This is a genomic window from Hymenobacter guriensis (genome assembly GCF_015773195.1).
Taxonomy (GTDB): Bacteria; Bacteroidota; Bacteroidia; order Cytophagales; family Hymenobacteraceae; genus Hymenobacter; species Hymenobacter guriensis.
This window is the reverse complement of record NZ_JADWYK010000002.1, coordinates 445,093-459,318: the sequence shown is the minus strand read 5'-3', so window position 1 is coordinate 459,318 and position 14,226 is coordinate 445,093. Positions and strand designations below refer to the sequence as shown.

Sequence of the window (14,226 nt, the reverse complement as noted above, 5' to 3'; positions counted from 1 at the left end):
AGCTTATGCCCTCTTTATTGGTAGGCCCGGCTACTATGCGTGGCCGGGCCTGCTGTTTTGCCTTCTATATTTGGCGGCGGCCGGGGCCTGAAACTGAATTACGCCCGGCGCGGCCCCTGCCTATGCCTTCTTCGCATCCGGTTATTGTATTTCTGCACGGCTTCGCCGAATCCCGTGAAATCTGGACGGACTTCACACGCGGCGTTCCGACTCACTACCGCTTACTCACGCTTAATCTGCCCGGGCACGGCACCAACGTACACGCCATCCGGGACTACTCATTGGAAGCGCAGGCCCGCTACGTAGCCGATCAGCTGCGGCAAAAGCAGGTAGAAAAGGCGCTGCTGGTGTGCCACAGCATGGGTGGCTACGTGGCGTTGGCCTTCGCGGAGCGCTACCCCGGTATGGTAGCGGGCCTCGTACTATTTCACTCCACTGCTCTGCCGGATACCGACGAAAAGAAAGCAAACCGCGACAAAAACATGGACTTTGTGCGCCGGCACGGGGTAGATAAGTTTATGGAGTCGTTTATCCGGCCCCTGTTTGCGCCGGCCAACCGGGAGCGAATGCTGGAGCAGCGTCAGCTGCTGGAGGATATCGGCCGCGCCACCCCCGAAACCACGGTGCTGGGTGCCCTGGAAGCCATGAAAACCCGCCCCGACCGCACCAATGTACTCAAGGAAGCTACGTTTCCGGTGCTGTTTATTGCCGGTAAAGACGACGTGGCCGTGCCGGTAGAAAGCCTGCTGCCCCAACTGGCGTTGCCGGCCCAAAGCCATGCGCTGCTCCTGGACAACGTTGGCCACCTCGGCTACTTCGAGGAGCCGGAGCTGACGCGCCGCGCCGTGGTGGATTTTGCGGGGTTGGTGTTTGGGCAGTAGGCGCGCTTACCGATCCTACTCTGTTCAGACTCCAGCTCCCATGAAACCCCAGGCAGGTTACATTATCTTAAATGTGAGTGGTATGATGAAGAATACCCGGACCGGCTTACCCTGGTGCTGGGCTGGCTTATAGGTGGGGAAGTCGGTGCGAAACACCCGTAGCGCTTCCGCATCAATTTCCGGCGACACGGAGCGGATGATTTCTGAATTTTCCAGGCGGCCATCCTCGGCTACCTCGTAATACACCAGTACGGTCCCTTGCGTCTTGTTATGCAAGGCCGCTATCGGGTAGCGGATCCGACGGCCGGTAAAGCTCAGTACATCGCCCGGTAGCGGAAAAACCGGTAGCTGGTCGGCATACGAAAGTGCCGGGCCCGCCGGGCCGAAAGTAACCGGCACGGTGTGTTGCGTGCTGACATGCTTACCATAAAGCATAGCTGGCTCCCAGGCCGGCATAGCGCTGACGCGGGCCACAGCAGCGGCGAGCAGCGCTGCATCGGGAGCGGGTATGGCAGAGCGCTGGCGACGGCGGACTTCAGCGGGCTGCTACACAGCTTCTATTTTCGAAATAGCGCCGGTGCTATCCACCTCGAATGACACAAATACCCGGGGCGGACGAACCGAGTTGGGTAGCGCGTTGTAGCCCGTCGGGAGAGGAAGGTTACTCAGATAAGCCCTTAGCGCCTCAGGTCCCCCGCTGAAACGGGCTAACTCCGTTTTGGTATCGGTGCCAGCGGCGCGGGCTGCCAGTATTTCCTTCACGTTTGGGGGCAGCCGGAATTTGATAGGTAAAGTAAAGGATACCGGCACTGGTTTGCCTACCTGACGACCGGGCGTAAACGCGGGTAGCTTTTCTACGGCTCGCACAGCTTCGGCATCCAGCAGCGGATGCGTGCCTTTGCTCACCTTCACGTCCTCAACGCTGCCTGAAGTGCCTACTATAAACTGCACAAATACCTGGCCTTCGATGCCCTGCTCCAGGGCGGCCGTGGGATAGTATATGGTCTGGCCAAGTGTTTCAAGCAGCCCCGCTTGCCCTCCTGGGAATATAGGCATTTGCTCCACATAGGTGTAGAAGGGCAAATGAGCGGGCTTATCGGTGGTTTGCGCCTGGACAGTTGCGGCGCTGCATAAGGCTACAAAAACCAGCCAACGAAAATAATACATTACAGAATAGAGAGTGAGGTGATAAGGCCAGCAAAGATGCCGGAATTGGCACAAAGACACAAAAAAGCCCCGGAGCAACTGCCCCAGGGCCTGTAAAGCCGAGCCCGGTAATTTCTACCCCAGCAGCCCCATAGCCTGCATCTTTTCAGCAATCTGCACGGCATTGGTGGCGGCGCCTTTGCGCAGGTTATCGGCTACCACCCACATGTTGAGGGTACGGGGCTGGGTTTCGTCGCGGCGCAGGCGGCCCACCAGCACGGCGTCCTTGCCGTGGGCATCCTTGGGCATGGGGTACACGTTGTTTTTCACGTCGTCTACCACTTCCACGCCTTCGGTTTCGCGCAGGATGCGCACCACGTCTTCCAACTCAAATTCCCGCTCAAACTCCACGTTCACCGACTCCGAGTGGCCGCCCATGACGGGAATGCGCACCGTGGTAGCCGTCACCCGAATGTTGTCGTCGCCGAGGATTTTCTTGGTTTCCTTCACCATCTTCATTTCCTCCTTGGTGTAGCCGTTTTCCTCGAACACGTCGATGTGGGGTAGCACGTTCAGGTCGATGCGGTGAGGGTAGGCGGGGTTGCTGGCCGTCTGGCCGGCGCGCTCTTCCATAAGCTGATCCACGGCTTTTTTGCCGGTGCCCGTTACGCTCTGGTAGGTGCTTACCACAATACGCTGCACTTTGTAGGTGTCGTGCAGCTTGTTGAGGGCCACCACCATTTGAATGGTGGAGCAGTTGGGGTTGGCAATGATTTTATCTTCGGACGTGAGGTCCTTGGCGTTGATTTCGGGCACCACCAGCTTTTTGGTAGGGTCCATGCGCCAGGCCGAGGAGTTGTCGATAACCACGGTGCCCACGGCCGCAAAGCGCGGAGCGTGCTCCTTGGAAGTGGAGCCGCCGGCCGAGAAAATGGCTACGGCCGGCCGGGCCGCAATGGCGTCGTCCATGCTTACCACCTTGTATTTCTTGCCCAGAAACTCAATTTCCTGGCCCACCGATTTTTCGGAAGCCACCGGAATCAATTCCGTGACGGGGAACTGGCGCTCTGCCAGCACTTTCAGCATTTCACCCCCGACCAGGCCGGTGGCACCAACGACAGCTACTTTCATAAGAGTTACAAGGTTTGTCGGGCGTAAATGTACACTAGCATCAGGATTGATTTCTCGGTATATTTCTCCCGTTTCCGATTTCTAACGACGCATCCGCTACCCTTAACTGCCGTCCCGTGCGCATCTTTATCTGTTGCCTGCTTGCACTTCTGGCGCTGCCTGCCGCTGCTCAGCTCACCGAAACCTTCGCCGACGGCAACTTCACCCAAAACCCCGCCTGGACGGGCGACGCGGCTGGCTTCGAGATAAACGCGCAGCTCCAGCTCCAGACCAACGGCCCCGCCACCACCGGCACCGTGCAGCAGCTGGCTACGGCCAGCACCGCCGCAAATGGCGCTACCTGGGAGTTCTACGCAAATCTGAAGCTGGCCACCAGCTCCGGCAACTACGCCGATGTGTGGCTGCTCTCGGAGCAGGCTGATCTGAAAGGCGCCGGTAACCGCGGCTACTTCGTGCGCCTGGGCGGCACCCCCGACGAGGTAAGTCTGTTCCGCAAAGATGCCACCGGCAGCCCCGTGTACGTGGTAAATGGCCGCGACCAAAGCCTGAGCTCCACCACCAATAACCTAGCCCGCGTGCGCGTGACCCGCTCCCTGGCCGATGGCTGGACCCTGGAAGTGGACTACACCGGCACCGGCCAAAGCTACCAGCTCGAAGGCATTGGCGAAGACAACACCTACCTGCAAAGCAGTTATTTGGGCGTCATCGTCACGTACTCGTCCAGCAACAACCGCAGCTTTCTGTTTGATGATTTCAAAGTAACGGACCGGCAGGCGCCCGGCCTGGTGCGGGCCATGCCCACTGCTGCCCGCCAGCTGGATGTGGTATTTGATGAGGCCGTGAGCGAAACCCAGGCCGCGGGCAGCTACCAGCTCAGCGGCGGCCCGGCCATCATCAGCGCCACCCGCGACGCGCAAAACCAGAACGTAGTGCACCTCACGCTGGCCGCCGATTTACCCACGGGTGCCAATACGCTGGTCATCCGTACAGTGGCCGATGTGTTCGGGAATGTGCTGACGGGGCCGTTCAACCTGAGCTTTACCAACAGCGGCTTTGCTATTTCGCCCGGCGTCAACCAGCTGCTCATTACCGAAATTCTGGCCGATGAAACGCCGGTGATTGGCCTGCCTGCCTCAGAGTACCTGGAAATCTACAACCCCACGGCCAACATTCTGAATCTGGGCGGCATCCGGCTGCTCAAGCCCGGTAGCAATAGCAACCCGGCCATTTTTCCGGCCACGGCCACGCTATTGCCCGGAGAATATGCCGTGGTGTGCGGCAGTACGCGGGCCGAGCAGTTTGCTGGCACGGGCAAGGTTTTCGGGGTGAGCAACTTTCCCAGCCTCAGCAACGGCGGCGACCAGCTGGTGCTGCGTGCTCCCGCCGGCCAGACGCTGTTCGAAATCCGCTACTCGGATACGTGGTACAAGGATGCTGAAAAAAAAGAGGGTGGCTGGGCGCTGGAAATGATAGATACGGCTAACCCCTGCGGCGGCATCGAAAACTGGACGGCCAGCACCGACCCCAGCGGCGGAACACCCGGCCGCGCCAATGCCGTGCGCACTGCCAACACCGACAGCCGGCCCCCGGCCCTGCAACGGGCGTTGGCGCTAAGCGCTACGTCGGTAAGGCTGTATTTCAGCGAGAAGCTCGACAGTGTGGCCGCCAGCAACTCCGCGCTTTACACCATTGCGGGCAACACCATTACGCGGGTAGCTGCCGTCAGCCCCGATTTTCGGGTGGTGGAGCTGACGCTGGGAACGGCCCTGCAGCCCAGCCAGCCAGTGACCATGAGCGTGCAGCGCGCCACCGACTGCGTGGGCAATGCCACCGGCGCGGCGGCCACGGCTACGGTAGCGCTGCCTTCGGTAGCTGTAAGCGGGGATGTAGTCGTCAACGAAATCCTGTTCAACCCCCGCACCGGCGGCTACGATTTTGTGGAGCTGCTCAACCGCTCGGCCAAGTACATCAACCTGCAGGGCTGGCAGATCGGCAACGAAAAGCCCGATGGCAGCGTGGATGCCGCTTCTATCAGCAGTGAGGCGTACGTGCTGGCTCCCGGCCAGCTGGTGGCACTCACGGAGCGGCCCGATGTGGTGCAGGCTCAATACCCGACCAGCTCGGAGCCGGCTGCCTTCCTGGAGCTAGCCGACCTGCCCACTTTCCCCGACGACGCTGGGATTGTAACACTGTATGACCGAACCGGGGCCCCACTGGAGCGTGTGCCATACAGCGCCAAGCAACACTTGGCAATCTTGGATGATGTGAACGGCGTGTCGCTGGAGCGGATTCGGGCGGCGGGCAGCAACGAGGCCGGCAACTTTCACTCGGCAGCGGGCAGCGTGGGCTACGCTACGCCGGGCCGCCGCAACTCCCAGCTGCAGGAAGACCCCACCGGCACCAAGCTCTTCAGCCTGGAGCCCGAAGTCTTCACGCCCGATGCTGATGGCCAGCAGGATTTTACCACTCTTAACTACACCCTCGACCAAACCGGCTACGCCGCCAGCGTGACCATTTACGACGCGCAGGGCCGCCCCGTGCGCAAGCTGGTGCGCAACCAGACGCTGGCTACCAGCGGCTTCGTGCAGTGGGACGGCCTCACCGACCAGGGCCGTAAAGCCGGCGTGGGCGTGTACGTGTTGCACATCGAACTATTTCGGCCCATCGGTGGCGACAAGCGCGAGTACAAGCGCACGGTGGTAGTAGGGGCGCGGTTTTAAGATAACCTCCAGCTTCGATAAGCTCAAGGCTGCTACCTAATGCTGCACGAGCAAACGAAATGTACGGCTCTGCTTGGATGAGTTCATCGGGGTAATACATACCAGATAAGTTGCCGCGGGTAGCTGCGATACGGGCAGCACAAAGCGGCTGGCTTCAGAGGAGTAAGACTTGAGCAGCCTGCCCTGGGTGGTATATACCTGCACCTCACGGTGAGCTGCAGTGCCAAAATCCAGCGTGGCGTGCCGGGAAGCGGGATTGGGATATAGGCTGATGCTAGTGTCGGGCGCGGCGGTGTGAGGCTGCGTTACCACTGCCCGTTGAGCCGTACTCTCCGGTTGTACCCGGTATATGGGGAAAATGCCGGGCTGGCCGGCGTAAAACTTGCGTAGCGTGCGGCGGTCAAAGCGCAGGCGGAAACTGTCGCGGGCCGCGCTGTGGTAGCGTATCAGGTCGGGCCAAGCGTTCTGCTTAACCAGGGAGGTCAAGCTATCCATTTGCCAATAACCGGTGTTCAGGCCTTGCACCTGTCCGTGCTCAATGCGCACTGCGTGCACCCAGCAGCTGGAGCCCCGTAAGCTCTCGACGAAGTAGTAAAGTCCTCTGAAACGAAAAACTTCAGCTGTCAACAAGGTATCGGTAGCACCTTGCCGTAGCGTGTTCAGGCCTGTATGAGGGTCAAAGGTAATTTGCAGCGCCAGCGTATCCTGCGGGCTGATAAGTGTAGCTCTGGAGCCCAGTAGGCGCGTCAGATTTAGCGGATGGCGGACTGGAAAGGCGTCAAAGCGGGCGGTATTGTCGCAACTGCTCAGCAAAGCAACTGTTGACAGATATAAAAGAACTGGTAGTCGCATAGAGATAAGCAGATGGGTAGGACAAGGAATGCTTATGTGAATGCGCCAACCGGCCAAACGTAACCCAATGTGGTGCGGCCCGCCAAAATGCGGATATTTGCCCCGCTATGCCATCCGTTCCCCTGTCCGTCGTCATTATTACCTTCAACGAAGAAGCCAACATTGCCCGCTGCCTGGAAGCAGTGCGCGGTGTGGCCAACGAGGTAGTGGTAGTCGATAGTTTCTCGACGGACCAGACGGTGGCTATCTGCCAGGCAATGGGCGCCCGGGTAGTACAGCACGCTTTTGAGGGCTACGTGCAGCAGAAGAATTTTGCCACGGCGCAGGCGCTGCACCCGCACGTGCTGCAGCTGGATGCCGATGAAGTACTCACGGCAGCGCTGCGGCAGAGCCTGCTCCAGGCCAAAGCCAGCTGGCAGGGTGCTGGCTACACGCTGGCCCGCCTCACCAACTACTGCGGCCACTGGGTGCGCCACGGCGGCTGGTACCCCGACCGAAAGCTGCGGCTTTACGACCGGCGCCTGGGCCAGTGGCAGGGCCAGCTGCTGCACGAGCGGTACGAGCTAACACCCGGCCAGCCCGCTCCGCTGCCTTTGGCCGGCGACCTGCTGCATTATTCTTACCCCACCATTGAAAGCCATGTGCAGCAACTCAACCGCTTTACTACCATTGGGGCGCAGGAGCTGGCCGGCAAAGGGCGTAGCGCCGCTTGGTGGTACCTAGCGCTGAAACCGGTTGGCAAGTTCTGGCACCTGTACCTGCTGCGGGGAGCCTGGCAGGATGGCTTCGCCGGCTTGTGCATAGCCGCTTTATCGGCCTGGGGAGTGTTTCTTAAATACGCCAAGCTGCGGGCCCTTACCAAAAATCTGTCGGCATGAAGACCTTTCTGATCAGCCGCACCGATGCCATCGGCGACCTGGTGCTGACGCTGCCTATGGCCGGCTGGCTAAAGCAACAGTTCCCGGGCTGCCGGGTGGTGGTGCTGGGCCGCAACTACACCCGGGCAGTAGCCACTGCCTGTCCTTTTGTTGATGGGTTTCTGAGTGACGACGACCTGATAGTGCTTCCCACCCAAGCCCAGGAAGCCCGCTTACAGGCAGTCCGGGCCGATGTTATCCTGCACGTATTCCCTAGCCGGCGGCTGGCCCGGCTGGCCAAGGAGGCTGGTATTCCCATCCGGATAGGAACCCGCAACCGGTGGTTTCACTGGCTCACGTGCAACCGGCTGGTAAGCCTGAGCCGCCGCCACTCGCCCTGGCACGAATCCCAACTCAACATGCTGCTGCTGCGTCCGTTGGGTCTGCAGACTATTCCTGCTCTGGAGGAGCTTGTCCCCCTGGGAAAACTGCAGGCTTCCGAAGCGTTAGCAGCATCTGTGATGGAGCAGCTACAGCGGAAGCCGGTAGGTAAGCTCAACATCATCCTGCACCCCCGCTCCCGCGGCCACGGCCGTGAATGGGGCTTGGCGCACTTCGGTACGCTAGTCCGGCTTCTGCACGCGCAGGGGCATCAGGTGTTCGTCACGGGCACGGCCGCCGAGGCTGATACCATGCGGGAGTGGCTGCAGGCCCACACCGGCCTGCTGACGGACCTCACGGGGCAGCTGTCCTTGCCGCAGTTCCTGGCTTTCATTGCAGCGGCCGACGGGCTGGTAGCGGCCGGCACGGGGCCGTTGCATCTGGGCGCCGCGCTGGGCCGGCAGGCGCTGGGCTTGTTTCCGCCTATCCGCCCGGTACATCCGGGGCGCTGGGCTCCGCTGGGCCCGCACGCCGAGTACGTGGTGTTTGATAAGCCTGATTGTTCGGATTGCCGACAAAACCCGGCGGGTTGTTCCTGCATGCTGGCCATTGAACCAGCTCAGGTAGCCGCCCGCATTGCCCGGTGGCAGCCACTGGCACCGGCAGCTGCTTCCCATGGCTTTTCTGCCTGAAAATGATGAACCGGCATCTTCCCTGGATATTCCGGCTGTACGGGCGCGGCCAGCTTTCCCAGTATCTGCTGCTGCTGGCCTGCGTGGCGGGGGTGGCGGGTTTGCTGGCGTCGCGGGCCTTGGTGGCTATTAGTCCGCTGGTGGGCATTGCGGCAGTGCTGGCCAATCCTGCGTTGCGACAGGAGTGGGGCCGTTACCGGCGGCTGCGTACCGCATGGTTCCCCGCCCTGCTCTATCTGTTCTGGTGGGTTAGCGCCCTCTATACCTCCGATTGGCCGGTGTGGCGCCACGAAGTATACCGCCAGTTGCCCTTGCTGGCCCTCCCGCTGGCCTTTGGGCTAAGTGTGCCGCTCAGTGGGCGGCAGCGCTATGGGGTCGGGCTGCTGTTTGTAGCGGGCACGGCGCTGGTGGCGCTGGGTACGCTGAGGGAGTATTTCCGGCAGTATACGCACGCCAACGAGCTGTTTGCGCTGGGGCAGAACCTGCCTTCTATCACGGGTATTTTTCACATCCATTTCAGCGTTATGCTCGCGCTGGCCGCTTGTTTTGGCTGGCTGTTGGGGCAGGAGCCCGGAGCAGCAGGTTGGCAGCGGGTGTTGGCAGTCGGTAGTGCGGCAGTATGCGTGCTGGTCCTTCACATGCTGGCCTACCGCACCGGGCTGTTTGTTTTCTACGCTACACTTTTGCTGAGGGCCGGAGTGCTGGTGGCCCGGCGACGCTGGCTGCTGGGGGCTGGGCTGCTGGTGCTGCTGGTGCTGGGCCCCCTTGTAGCGTACCACACCTTGCTGCCCGTGCGCAACCGGGTGGCGGCTTCCCTGTACGACCTAGAGCAGTTCACGCTTCGGCACGATATCAACGACTACTCCCTTTCCAAGCGCTTGGCTGCCTGGCACACGGCGCTGGCCGTTAGCCGGCAGCATCCGTGGGTGGGCGCGGCCCCCGCCGATGTTCGCCAGGCTATGCAGGCACAGTATGCCCGCCAGAGCTTCGGCTTGCGGCCCGTCAATCAGGTGATGGTGCACAACCAGTACCTGCATCAGCTGGTAGGGGGGGGCATAGTTGGGCTGGCTTTATGGCTGCTGATGCTCTTTGGCCCCATGGTGCAACCCGGGCAGTGGCAAAACGCGTACGTGTATCATTTCCTGACTCTGCACGCCGTAGCCATGCTGACGGACTCGCTGCTCGAGCTTCAGATAAGTTTTAACCTGTTTGTATTTTGTTACGGATTTCTGCTGGTAGCCGCCGAAAGGCGGCAGCAGATGGATCCTATGGCTGATTCTGCTTGAAGGACTCGTCATAATCCGTACATTTAGCTGCTGCCTATGCAGGTGCCTTACCCCACCCGCTACCGCGTAACTCCCTAGCACCCCATGAGCGATTCTCCCGAACGGGTTTCCAAATTATCCAAAGAAGAGAAGGACCGCCGGTTTCAGGCTGAACTGATGCCGGTAATCGACTCTTTGTACAACTTTGCTTACCGGCTTACGCTGGATGAGGACGATGCCAATGACCTGGTGCAGGAGACGTATCTGAAGGCCTACCGCTTCTTCGAATACTTCGAGCCGGGAACCAACGCCAAGGCTTGGCTGTTTCGCATCCTGAAAAACTCATTCATCAACGACTTCCGTAAAAAAAGTAAACAGCCTGCCAAAGTCGACTACAGCGAAATTGAAGGCTATTACAATACGGAGGATGTGGAGGCTGAGGGCGATGCGGGAAGCACATCGTCTGACTTGCGGCAGCAATCCGTGCGTGACCTCATCGGCGACGAAGTGGCCAGCGCGCTGAACTCGCTGCCCGTGGATTTTCGCACCGTGATTATCCTCTGCGACCTGGAGGGATTCACCTATGAGGAAATGGCCAAAGTGCTGGATATCCCCATCGGTACCGTTCGCTCAAGGCTGCACCGGGCACGTAATTTTTTGAAAGACAAACTTGAAAAATACGCAAAATCAATCGGCTACGGTGGTAACCTTGAGGCCGATGAGGATGCGGAAGACCACGATTAACCCTCTCTTCCCTAACGACTATGGATGTTACCTCTACAAAACAAGACCAACCGGCTGCCGACGCTAACGGTACCGACTGTGAACGAGTGAATACAATTCTGGATCAAATCGTTGAAGGCCGTTCTCCCAGTGAGGAGGACGAGGATTACTTCATAAATCATGCCGAGGATTGCTCTCCGTGCTTCGACACCATTGAGAAACAGCAGGTGTTTATTCACTTCCTGGGCCAGCATGTGGGCCGCAAAGGAGCCCCATCTTCGCTGTCGGAAAGCATCATGGCACGGTTAAATGTAGAAATGGCCTAATTTTGCCCCATGCAGGGGAAAATTATTGCCTTTTCCGCTCCCTCCGGAGCCGGTAAAACCACCATTGTTCACCGGATGCTGGAGCGCATTCCGGAGCTAAGCTTTTCTATCTCAGCGTGTACGCGCGACCGGCGCGGCCGGAGCGAAACCAACGGGCAGGACTACTACTTCATCTCCGTCCAGGAATTCCAAGACAAGATTCGTCACGAGGAATTCGTGGAGTGGGAGGAAGTCTACGAAGGCGCTTTCTATGGCACGCTGAAATCGGAGATTGAGCGCATCTGGGCCAGCGGCAAACACGCCGTGCTGGATGTGGACGTGAAAGGGGGGCTGAGCATCAAAGAGTTTTACAAGGACCGGGCCTTGGCCGTTTTCGTGAAGCCGCCTTCCATGCAGGTGCTGGAACAACGCCTGCGGGCCCGCGCTACTGATTCTGCCGCCAGTATCTCCTCGCGCCTCTACAAAGCCGGGTTTGAGCTGACATTCGAGGACCGCTTCGATGAAGTCGTCATCAATGATGACTTGGATGCCGCTACGGCCCAGGCCGAAAAGCTGGTGCGGGACTTTATTACGGCGGAACCAGCCATTCTGTGAGTTGAGTAAGGCTAAAGTAGGACTGCTTTTCGGCTCCTTCAATCCTATCCATACCGGTCACCTCATACTGGCCGAGTTTATGGCCACGCATACCGATCTGGATGCCGTATGGCTGGTGGTTTCGCCGCAGAGCCCGTTTAAAGTAGGAGAGGAGCTGTTGCCTGAAGCTGAGCGTTACGCCTTAGTGCAGGCGGCTATTGCGAATAACCCCCGGTTGCGGGTGCTGGATATTGAGTTTGGAATGCCCAAACCCAATTACACCATTCACACCCTGGATACCTTGCGGCAGCAATACCCTTTACAAGACTTTGTGCTGCTGATGGGGGGCGACAATCTGCCGGGCCTGCCCCGCTGGAAAGAAGCCAGCCGGATTATGGCTGAGTATAGTATTTATGTGTATCCCCGGCCCGGTACGCCTATAGCCGAAGTGACAGCACAAGTACGGATAGTAGAGGCGCCGCTACTGGATATTTCCGCCACCTTTATTCGTGGGTGTGTGCGGGCTGGCCGCTCTATCCGGTACATGGTGCCGGCCGCCGTCGATGAGCTTATCAAACGCAACAAGTACTGGCAGGCGTAGTGTCTTGCTACAGTCCACATAGAAAAAGCCCCTGCCAAGCGAATGGCAGGGGCTTTTTCTATGTGGACTGGCTGACCTCAGATGGTCATGATTTCAGCTTCCTTCTTGCTGACGAGGTCATCTATCTTGACGATGTAGCTGTCGGTGGCTTTCTGCACTTTGGCTTCGGCATCCTTTACGGCATCTTCCGAAGCACCTTCTTTCAACAGCTTGCGCAGGGAGTCGTTTACATCTTTGCGGATGCCGCGGATACGCACTTTGCCGCTCTCCGATTCGGTTTTCACCTGCTTCACTAGGTCGCGGCGACGCTCCTCCGTCATGGGTGGAATATTCAGGCGCACACCTTCCGCGTCCGACTGCGGGTTGAGGCCCAGGTCGCTGTTCTTGATGGCTTTCACAATTTCGCCTACCATGTTCTTTTCCCAGGGCTTGATGAAGAGCGTGCGGGCATCGGGGGCAGCAATGTTGGCTACCTGGCTTATGGGCGTAGGCGTACCGTAGTAATCGACGCGCAGGCCTTCCAGCATGGCTGGTGAGGCTTTGCCGGCGCGGATACGGCTCAGCTCCGTGCCCGTGTGCTGGAGCGACTTGCTCATCGATTCTTCCGCTTCGTCCAGGTAGAATTTGATTTCTTCGTCCATTGTGTGTAGGCTGAATGGTTAAATGGCTGAGTGAGGAAAGTGGTTGAGGTTCTGAGAAAAGCACTGCACGGCAACCATTTAACCATTCAGCCGTGCAGCGGAAGTATACTATGCCTTGTGAGCAGCCGGTTGCAGGCCGCTGGGCTCAGGTGCCTGCGCCGGGGCGTTGTTTATTTTAACCAGCGTACCTACGGTTTCGCCCGCCAATAGGCGCTGCAGGTTCCCGTGCTTGTTCATATCGAATACGATAATGGGCAGGTTGTTTTCCTTGCACAGCGTGAAGGCCGTCATGTCCATCACGTTCAGGTTTTTGGCCATTACCTCATCGAAGGTGATTTCAGGGTACCGCACGGCCGACGGATCCTTCTCGGGGTCGGCCGTATAAATGCCGTCCACGCGCGTACCCTTCAGTACCACGTCAGCCTCAATTTCAATGGCGCGCAACGACGCGGCCGAATCAGTAGTGAAGTAGGGCGAGCCAATACCGGCGCCGAAGATAACCACGCGGCCTTTCTCCAGGTGCCGCAGGGCGCGCCGCCGGATATACGGCTCGCACACCCGCTGAATCGTCACGCCCGACAGCAGGCGGGTGTTCACGTTCAGCTTCTCAAGGGCGCTTTGCAGGGCCATAGAGTTGATAACCGTAGCCAGCATCCCCATATAATCACCCTGCACCCGGTCAAGCCCGAAGGCTTCGGCCTGCACGCCCCGGAAGATGTTGCCCCCACCAATGACTACGGCCACTTGGGTACCGGTAGCGGCGGCAGCCTTGATTTCTTCGGCGTATTGCATCAGGCGCTCAGCATCGATGCCGTATTGCTGGTTGCCCATTAGGGCCTCACCGCTGAGCTTGAGCAGGATTCGGGTATATTTCAAAACGGAGAAAATTAGCGTGAGAGAAGAAGCGAAGCCAACCAGCCAAGGCGGGGTTTAGCCGAATTGAATAAGAATCTGCCCTTTGGTGACGTTGTCGCGCATCCGCACTTTTACGTCTGAGATAGTACCATCGGCCGGTGCCTTCAGGATGTTTTCCATTTTCATGGCTTCCAGCACCAGCAGCGCATCACCTTTCTGCACGGTTTGGCCCGGCTCTACCCGAACGTCCACGATGAGGCCCGGCATAGGCGCTTTCAGCTGATTTACTTTCTGGGTGGCAGCGGCACCTAGCCCCATTTTATCCAGCAGCAGATCGAAGCGGTCCTTGCCCGTCAGCTCCATCTGCTGGCCATTGATTTTCAGCTCGACCGTTTTGCCGGGGCGGTCTACGTGTACAACCTCGACCGAAAAAGACCGTCCTTCGTGCACCACATGGTACCGCTCATTGCCCAGGGCCATGATATCCCAGTTAAAGGGCTGATCTTGAACCGTAATAGAACCGGGGCGAAAATCTACCTCCCAAACCTTGTCGGAACCGGCGGTGACTTGGAGCATCTGATA

16 protein-coding genes are annotated in these 14,226 nt (G+C 59.0%); 9 read left to right on the top strand and 7 right to left on the bottom strand.

Translation table 11 applies throughout. The features are described from left to right. Positions 1-122: 122 nt before the first annotated feature. Entirely contained in the window at positions 123-881 is a 759-nt protein-coding gene (locus I5L79_RS05465; protein ID WP_196953993.1) for an alpha/beta fold hydrolase, read from the top strand. A gap of 57 nt (positions 882-938) precedes the next feature. Here I5L79_RS05465 and I5L79_RS05460 read toward each other — a convergent pair whose 3' ends face one another. From I5L79_RS05460 to I5L79_RS05450, 3 genes are all read right to left on the bottom strand, one after another. Further along, the gene (locus I5L79_RS05460; RefSeq protein WP_196953992.1) at positions 939-1,355 is read right to left on the bottom strand and encodes an energy transducer TonB; all 417 of its coding nucleotides are present in this window, start codon (positions 1,353-1,355) and stop codon (positions 939-941) included. A gap of 72 nt (positions 1,356-1,427) precedes the next feature. Then, entirely contained in the window at positions 1,428-2,048 is a 621-nt protein-coding gene (locus tag I5L79_RS05455; RefSeq protein ID WP_196953991.1) for an energy transducer TonB, read from the bottom strand. Positions 2,049-2,162: 114 nt separating this feature from the next. Then, positions 2,163-3,158 carry an aspartate-semialdehyde dehydrogenase gene (locus I5L79_RS05450; RefSeq protein ID WP_196953990.1) on the bottom strand — a complete coding sequence of 332 codons (996 nt, stop codon included), beginning with the start codon at positions 3,156-3,158 and terminating at the stop codon, positions 2,163-2,165. A gap of 116 nt (positions 3,159-3,274) precedes the next feature. Here I5L79_RS05450 and I5L79_RS05445 point away from each other — a divergent pair, with 116 nt between their 5' ends. Continuing rightward, entirely contained in the window at positions 3,275-5,878 is a 2,604-nt protein-coding gene (locus I5L79_RS05445; RefSeq protein ID WP_196953989.1) for a lamin tail domain-containing protein, read from the top strand. Positions 5,879-5,914: 36 nt separating this feature from the next. Here I5L79_RS05445 and I5L79_RS05440 read toward each other — a convergent pair whose 3' ends face one another. Continuing rightward, entirely contained in the window at positions 5,915-6,373 is a 459-nt protein-coding gene (locus I5L79_RS05440) for a T9SS type A sorting domain-containing protein (RefSeq protein WP_196953988.1), read from the bottom strand. 464 nt (positions 6,374-6,837) lie between these two features. Between I5L79_RS05440 and I5L79_RS05435 the strand changes: the two genes are divergently transcribed. From I5L79_RS05435 to nadD, 7 genes are all read left to right on the top strand, one after another. Beyond that, the gene (locus I5L79_RS05435) at positions 6,838-7,608 is read left to right on the top strand and encodes a glycosyltransferase family 2 protein (RefSeq protein ID WP_196953987.1); all 771 of its coding nucleotides are present in this window, start codon (positions 6,838-6,840) and stop codon (positions 7,606-7,608) included. Beyond that, the gene (locus I5L79_RS05430; RefSeq protein WP_196953986.1) at positions 7,605-8,660 is read left to right on the top strand and encodes a glycosyltransferase family 9 protein; all 1,056 of its coding nucleotides are present in this window, start codon (positions 7,605-7,607) and stop codon (positions 8,658-8,660) included. Before I5L79_RS05435 ends, I5L79_RS05430 begins: the two co-directional genes overlap by 4 nt. Positions 8,661-8,662: 2 nt before the next feature. Beyond that, complete coding sequence (locus I5L79_RS05425; protein ID WP_196953985.1) at positions 8,663-9,946, top strand: O-antigen ligase family protein; 1,284 nt, start codon at positions 8,663-8,665, stop codon at positions 9,944-9,946. Positions 9,947-10,030: 84 nt separating this feature from the next. Then, positions 10,031-10,669, top strand: coding sequence for a sigma-70 family RNA polymerase sigma factor (locus tag I5L79_RS05420; RefSeq protein WP_196953984.1), 639 nt, complete (start codon positions 10,031-10,033; stop codon positions 10,667-10,669). A gap of 20 nt (positions 10,670-10,689) precedes the next feature. Further along, a complete protein-coding gene (locus tag I5L79_RS05415; RefSeq protein WP_196953983.1) occupies positions 10,690-10,974 on the top strand; it encodes a hypothetical protein in 285 nt (94 codons plus the stop codon). 9 nt (positions 10,975-10,983) lie between these two features. Beyond that, entirely contained in the window at positions 10,984-11,568 is a 585-nt protein-coding gene (gmk, locus tag I5L79_RS05410) for a guanylate kinase (RefSeq protein ID WP_196953982.1), read from the top strand. A gap of 1 nt (position 11,569) precedes the next feature. Continuing rightward, positions 11,570-12,148, top strand: a complete 579-nt coding sequence (gene nadD, locus I5L79_RS05405; protein ID WP_231402795.1) for a nicotinate (nicotinamide) nucleotide adenylyltransferase — start codon at positions 11,570-11,572, stop codon at positions 12,146-12,148. A 77-nt stretch (positions 12,149-12,225) separates the two neighbouring features. Here nadD and frr read toward each other — a convergent pair whose 3' ends face one another. From frr to I5L79_RS23605, 3 genes are all read right to left on the bottom strand, one after another. Then, the gene (gene frr, locus I5L79_RS05400; protein WP_196953981.1) at positions 12,226-12,789 is read right to left on the bottom strand and encodes a ribosome recycling factor; all 564 of its coding nucleotides are present in this window, start codon (positions 12,787-12,789) and stop codon (positions 12,226-12,228) included. A gap of 108 nt (positions 12,790-12,897) precedes the next feature. Further along, positions 12,898-13,665: a UMP kinase gene (gene pyrH, locus I5L79_RS05395; RefSeq protein ID WP_196953980.1), complete on the bottom strand. Its 768-nt coding sequence runs from the start codon at positions 13,663-13,665 to the stop codon at positions 12,898-12,900. Positions 13,666-13,719: 54 nt separating this feature from the next. Then, positions 13,720-14,220 (bottom strand): acetyl-CoA carboxylase biotin carboxyl carrier protein subunit, encoded by a 501-nt coding sequence (locus tag I5L79_RS23605; protein WP_196953979.1) that lies wholly within the window; start codon positions 14,218-14,220, stop codon positions 13,720-13,722. Between the last annotated feature and the right edge of the window lie 6 nt (positions 14,221-14,226).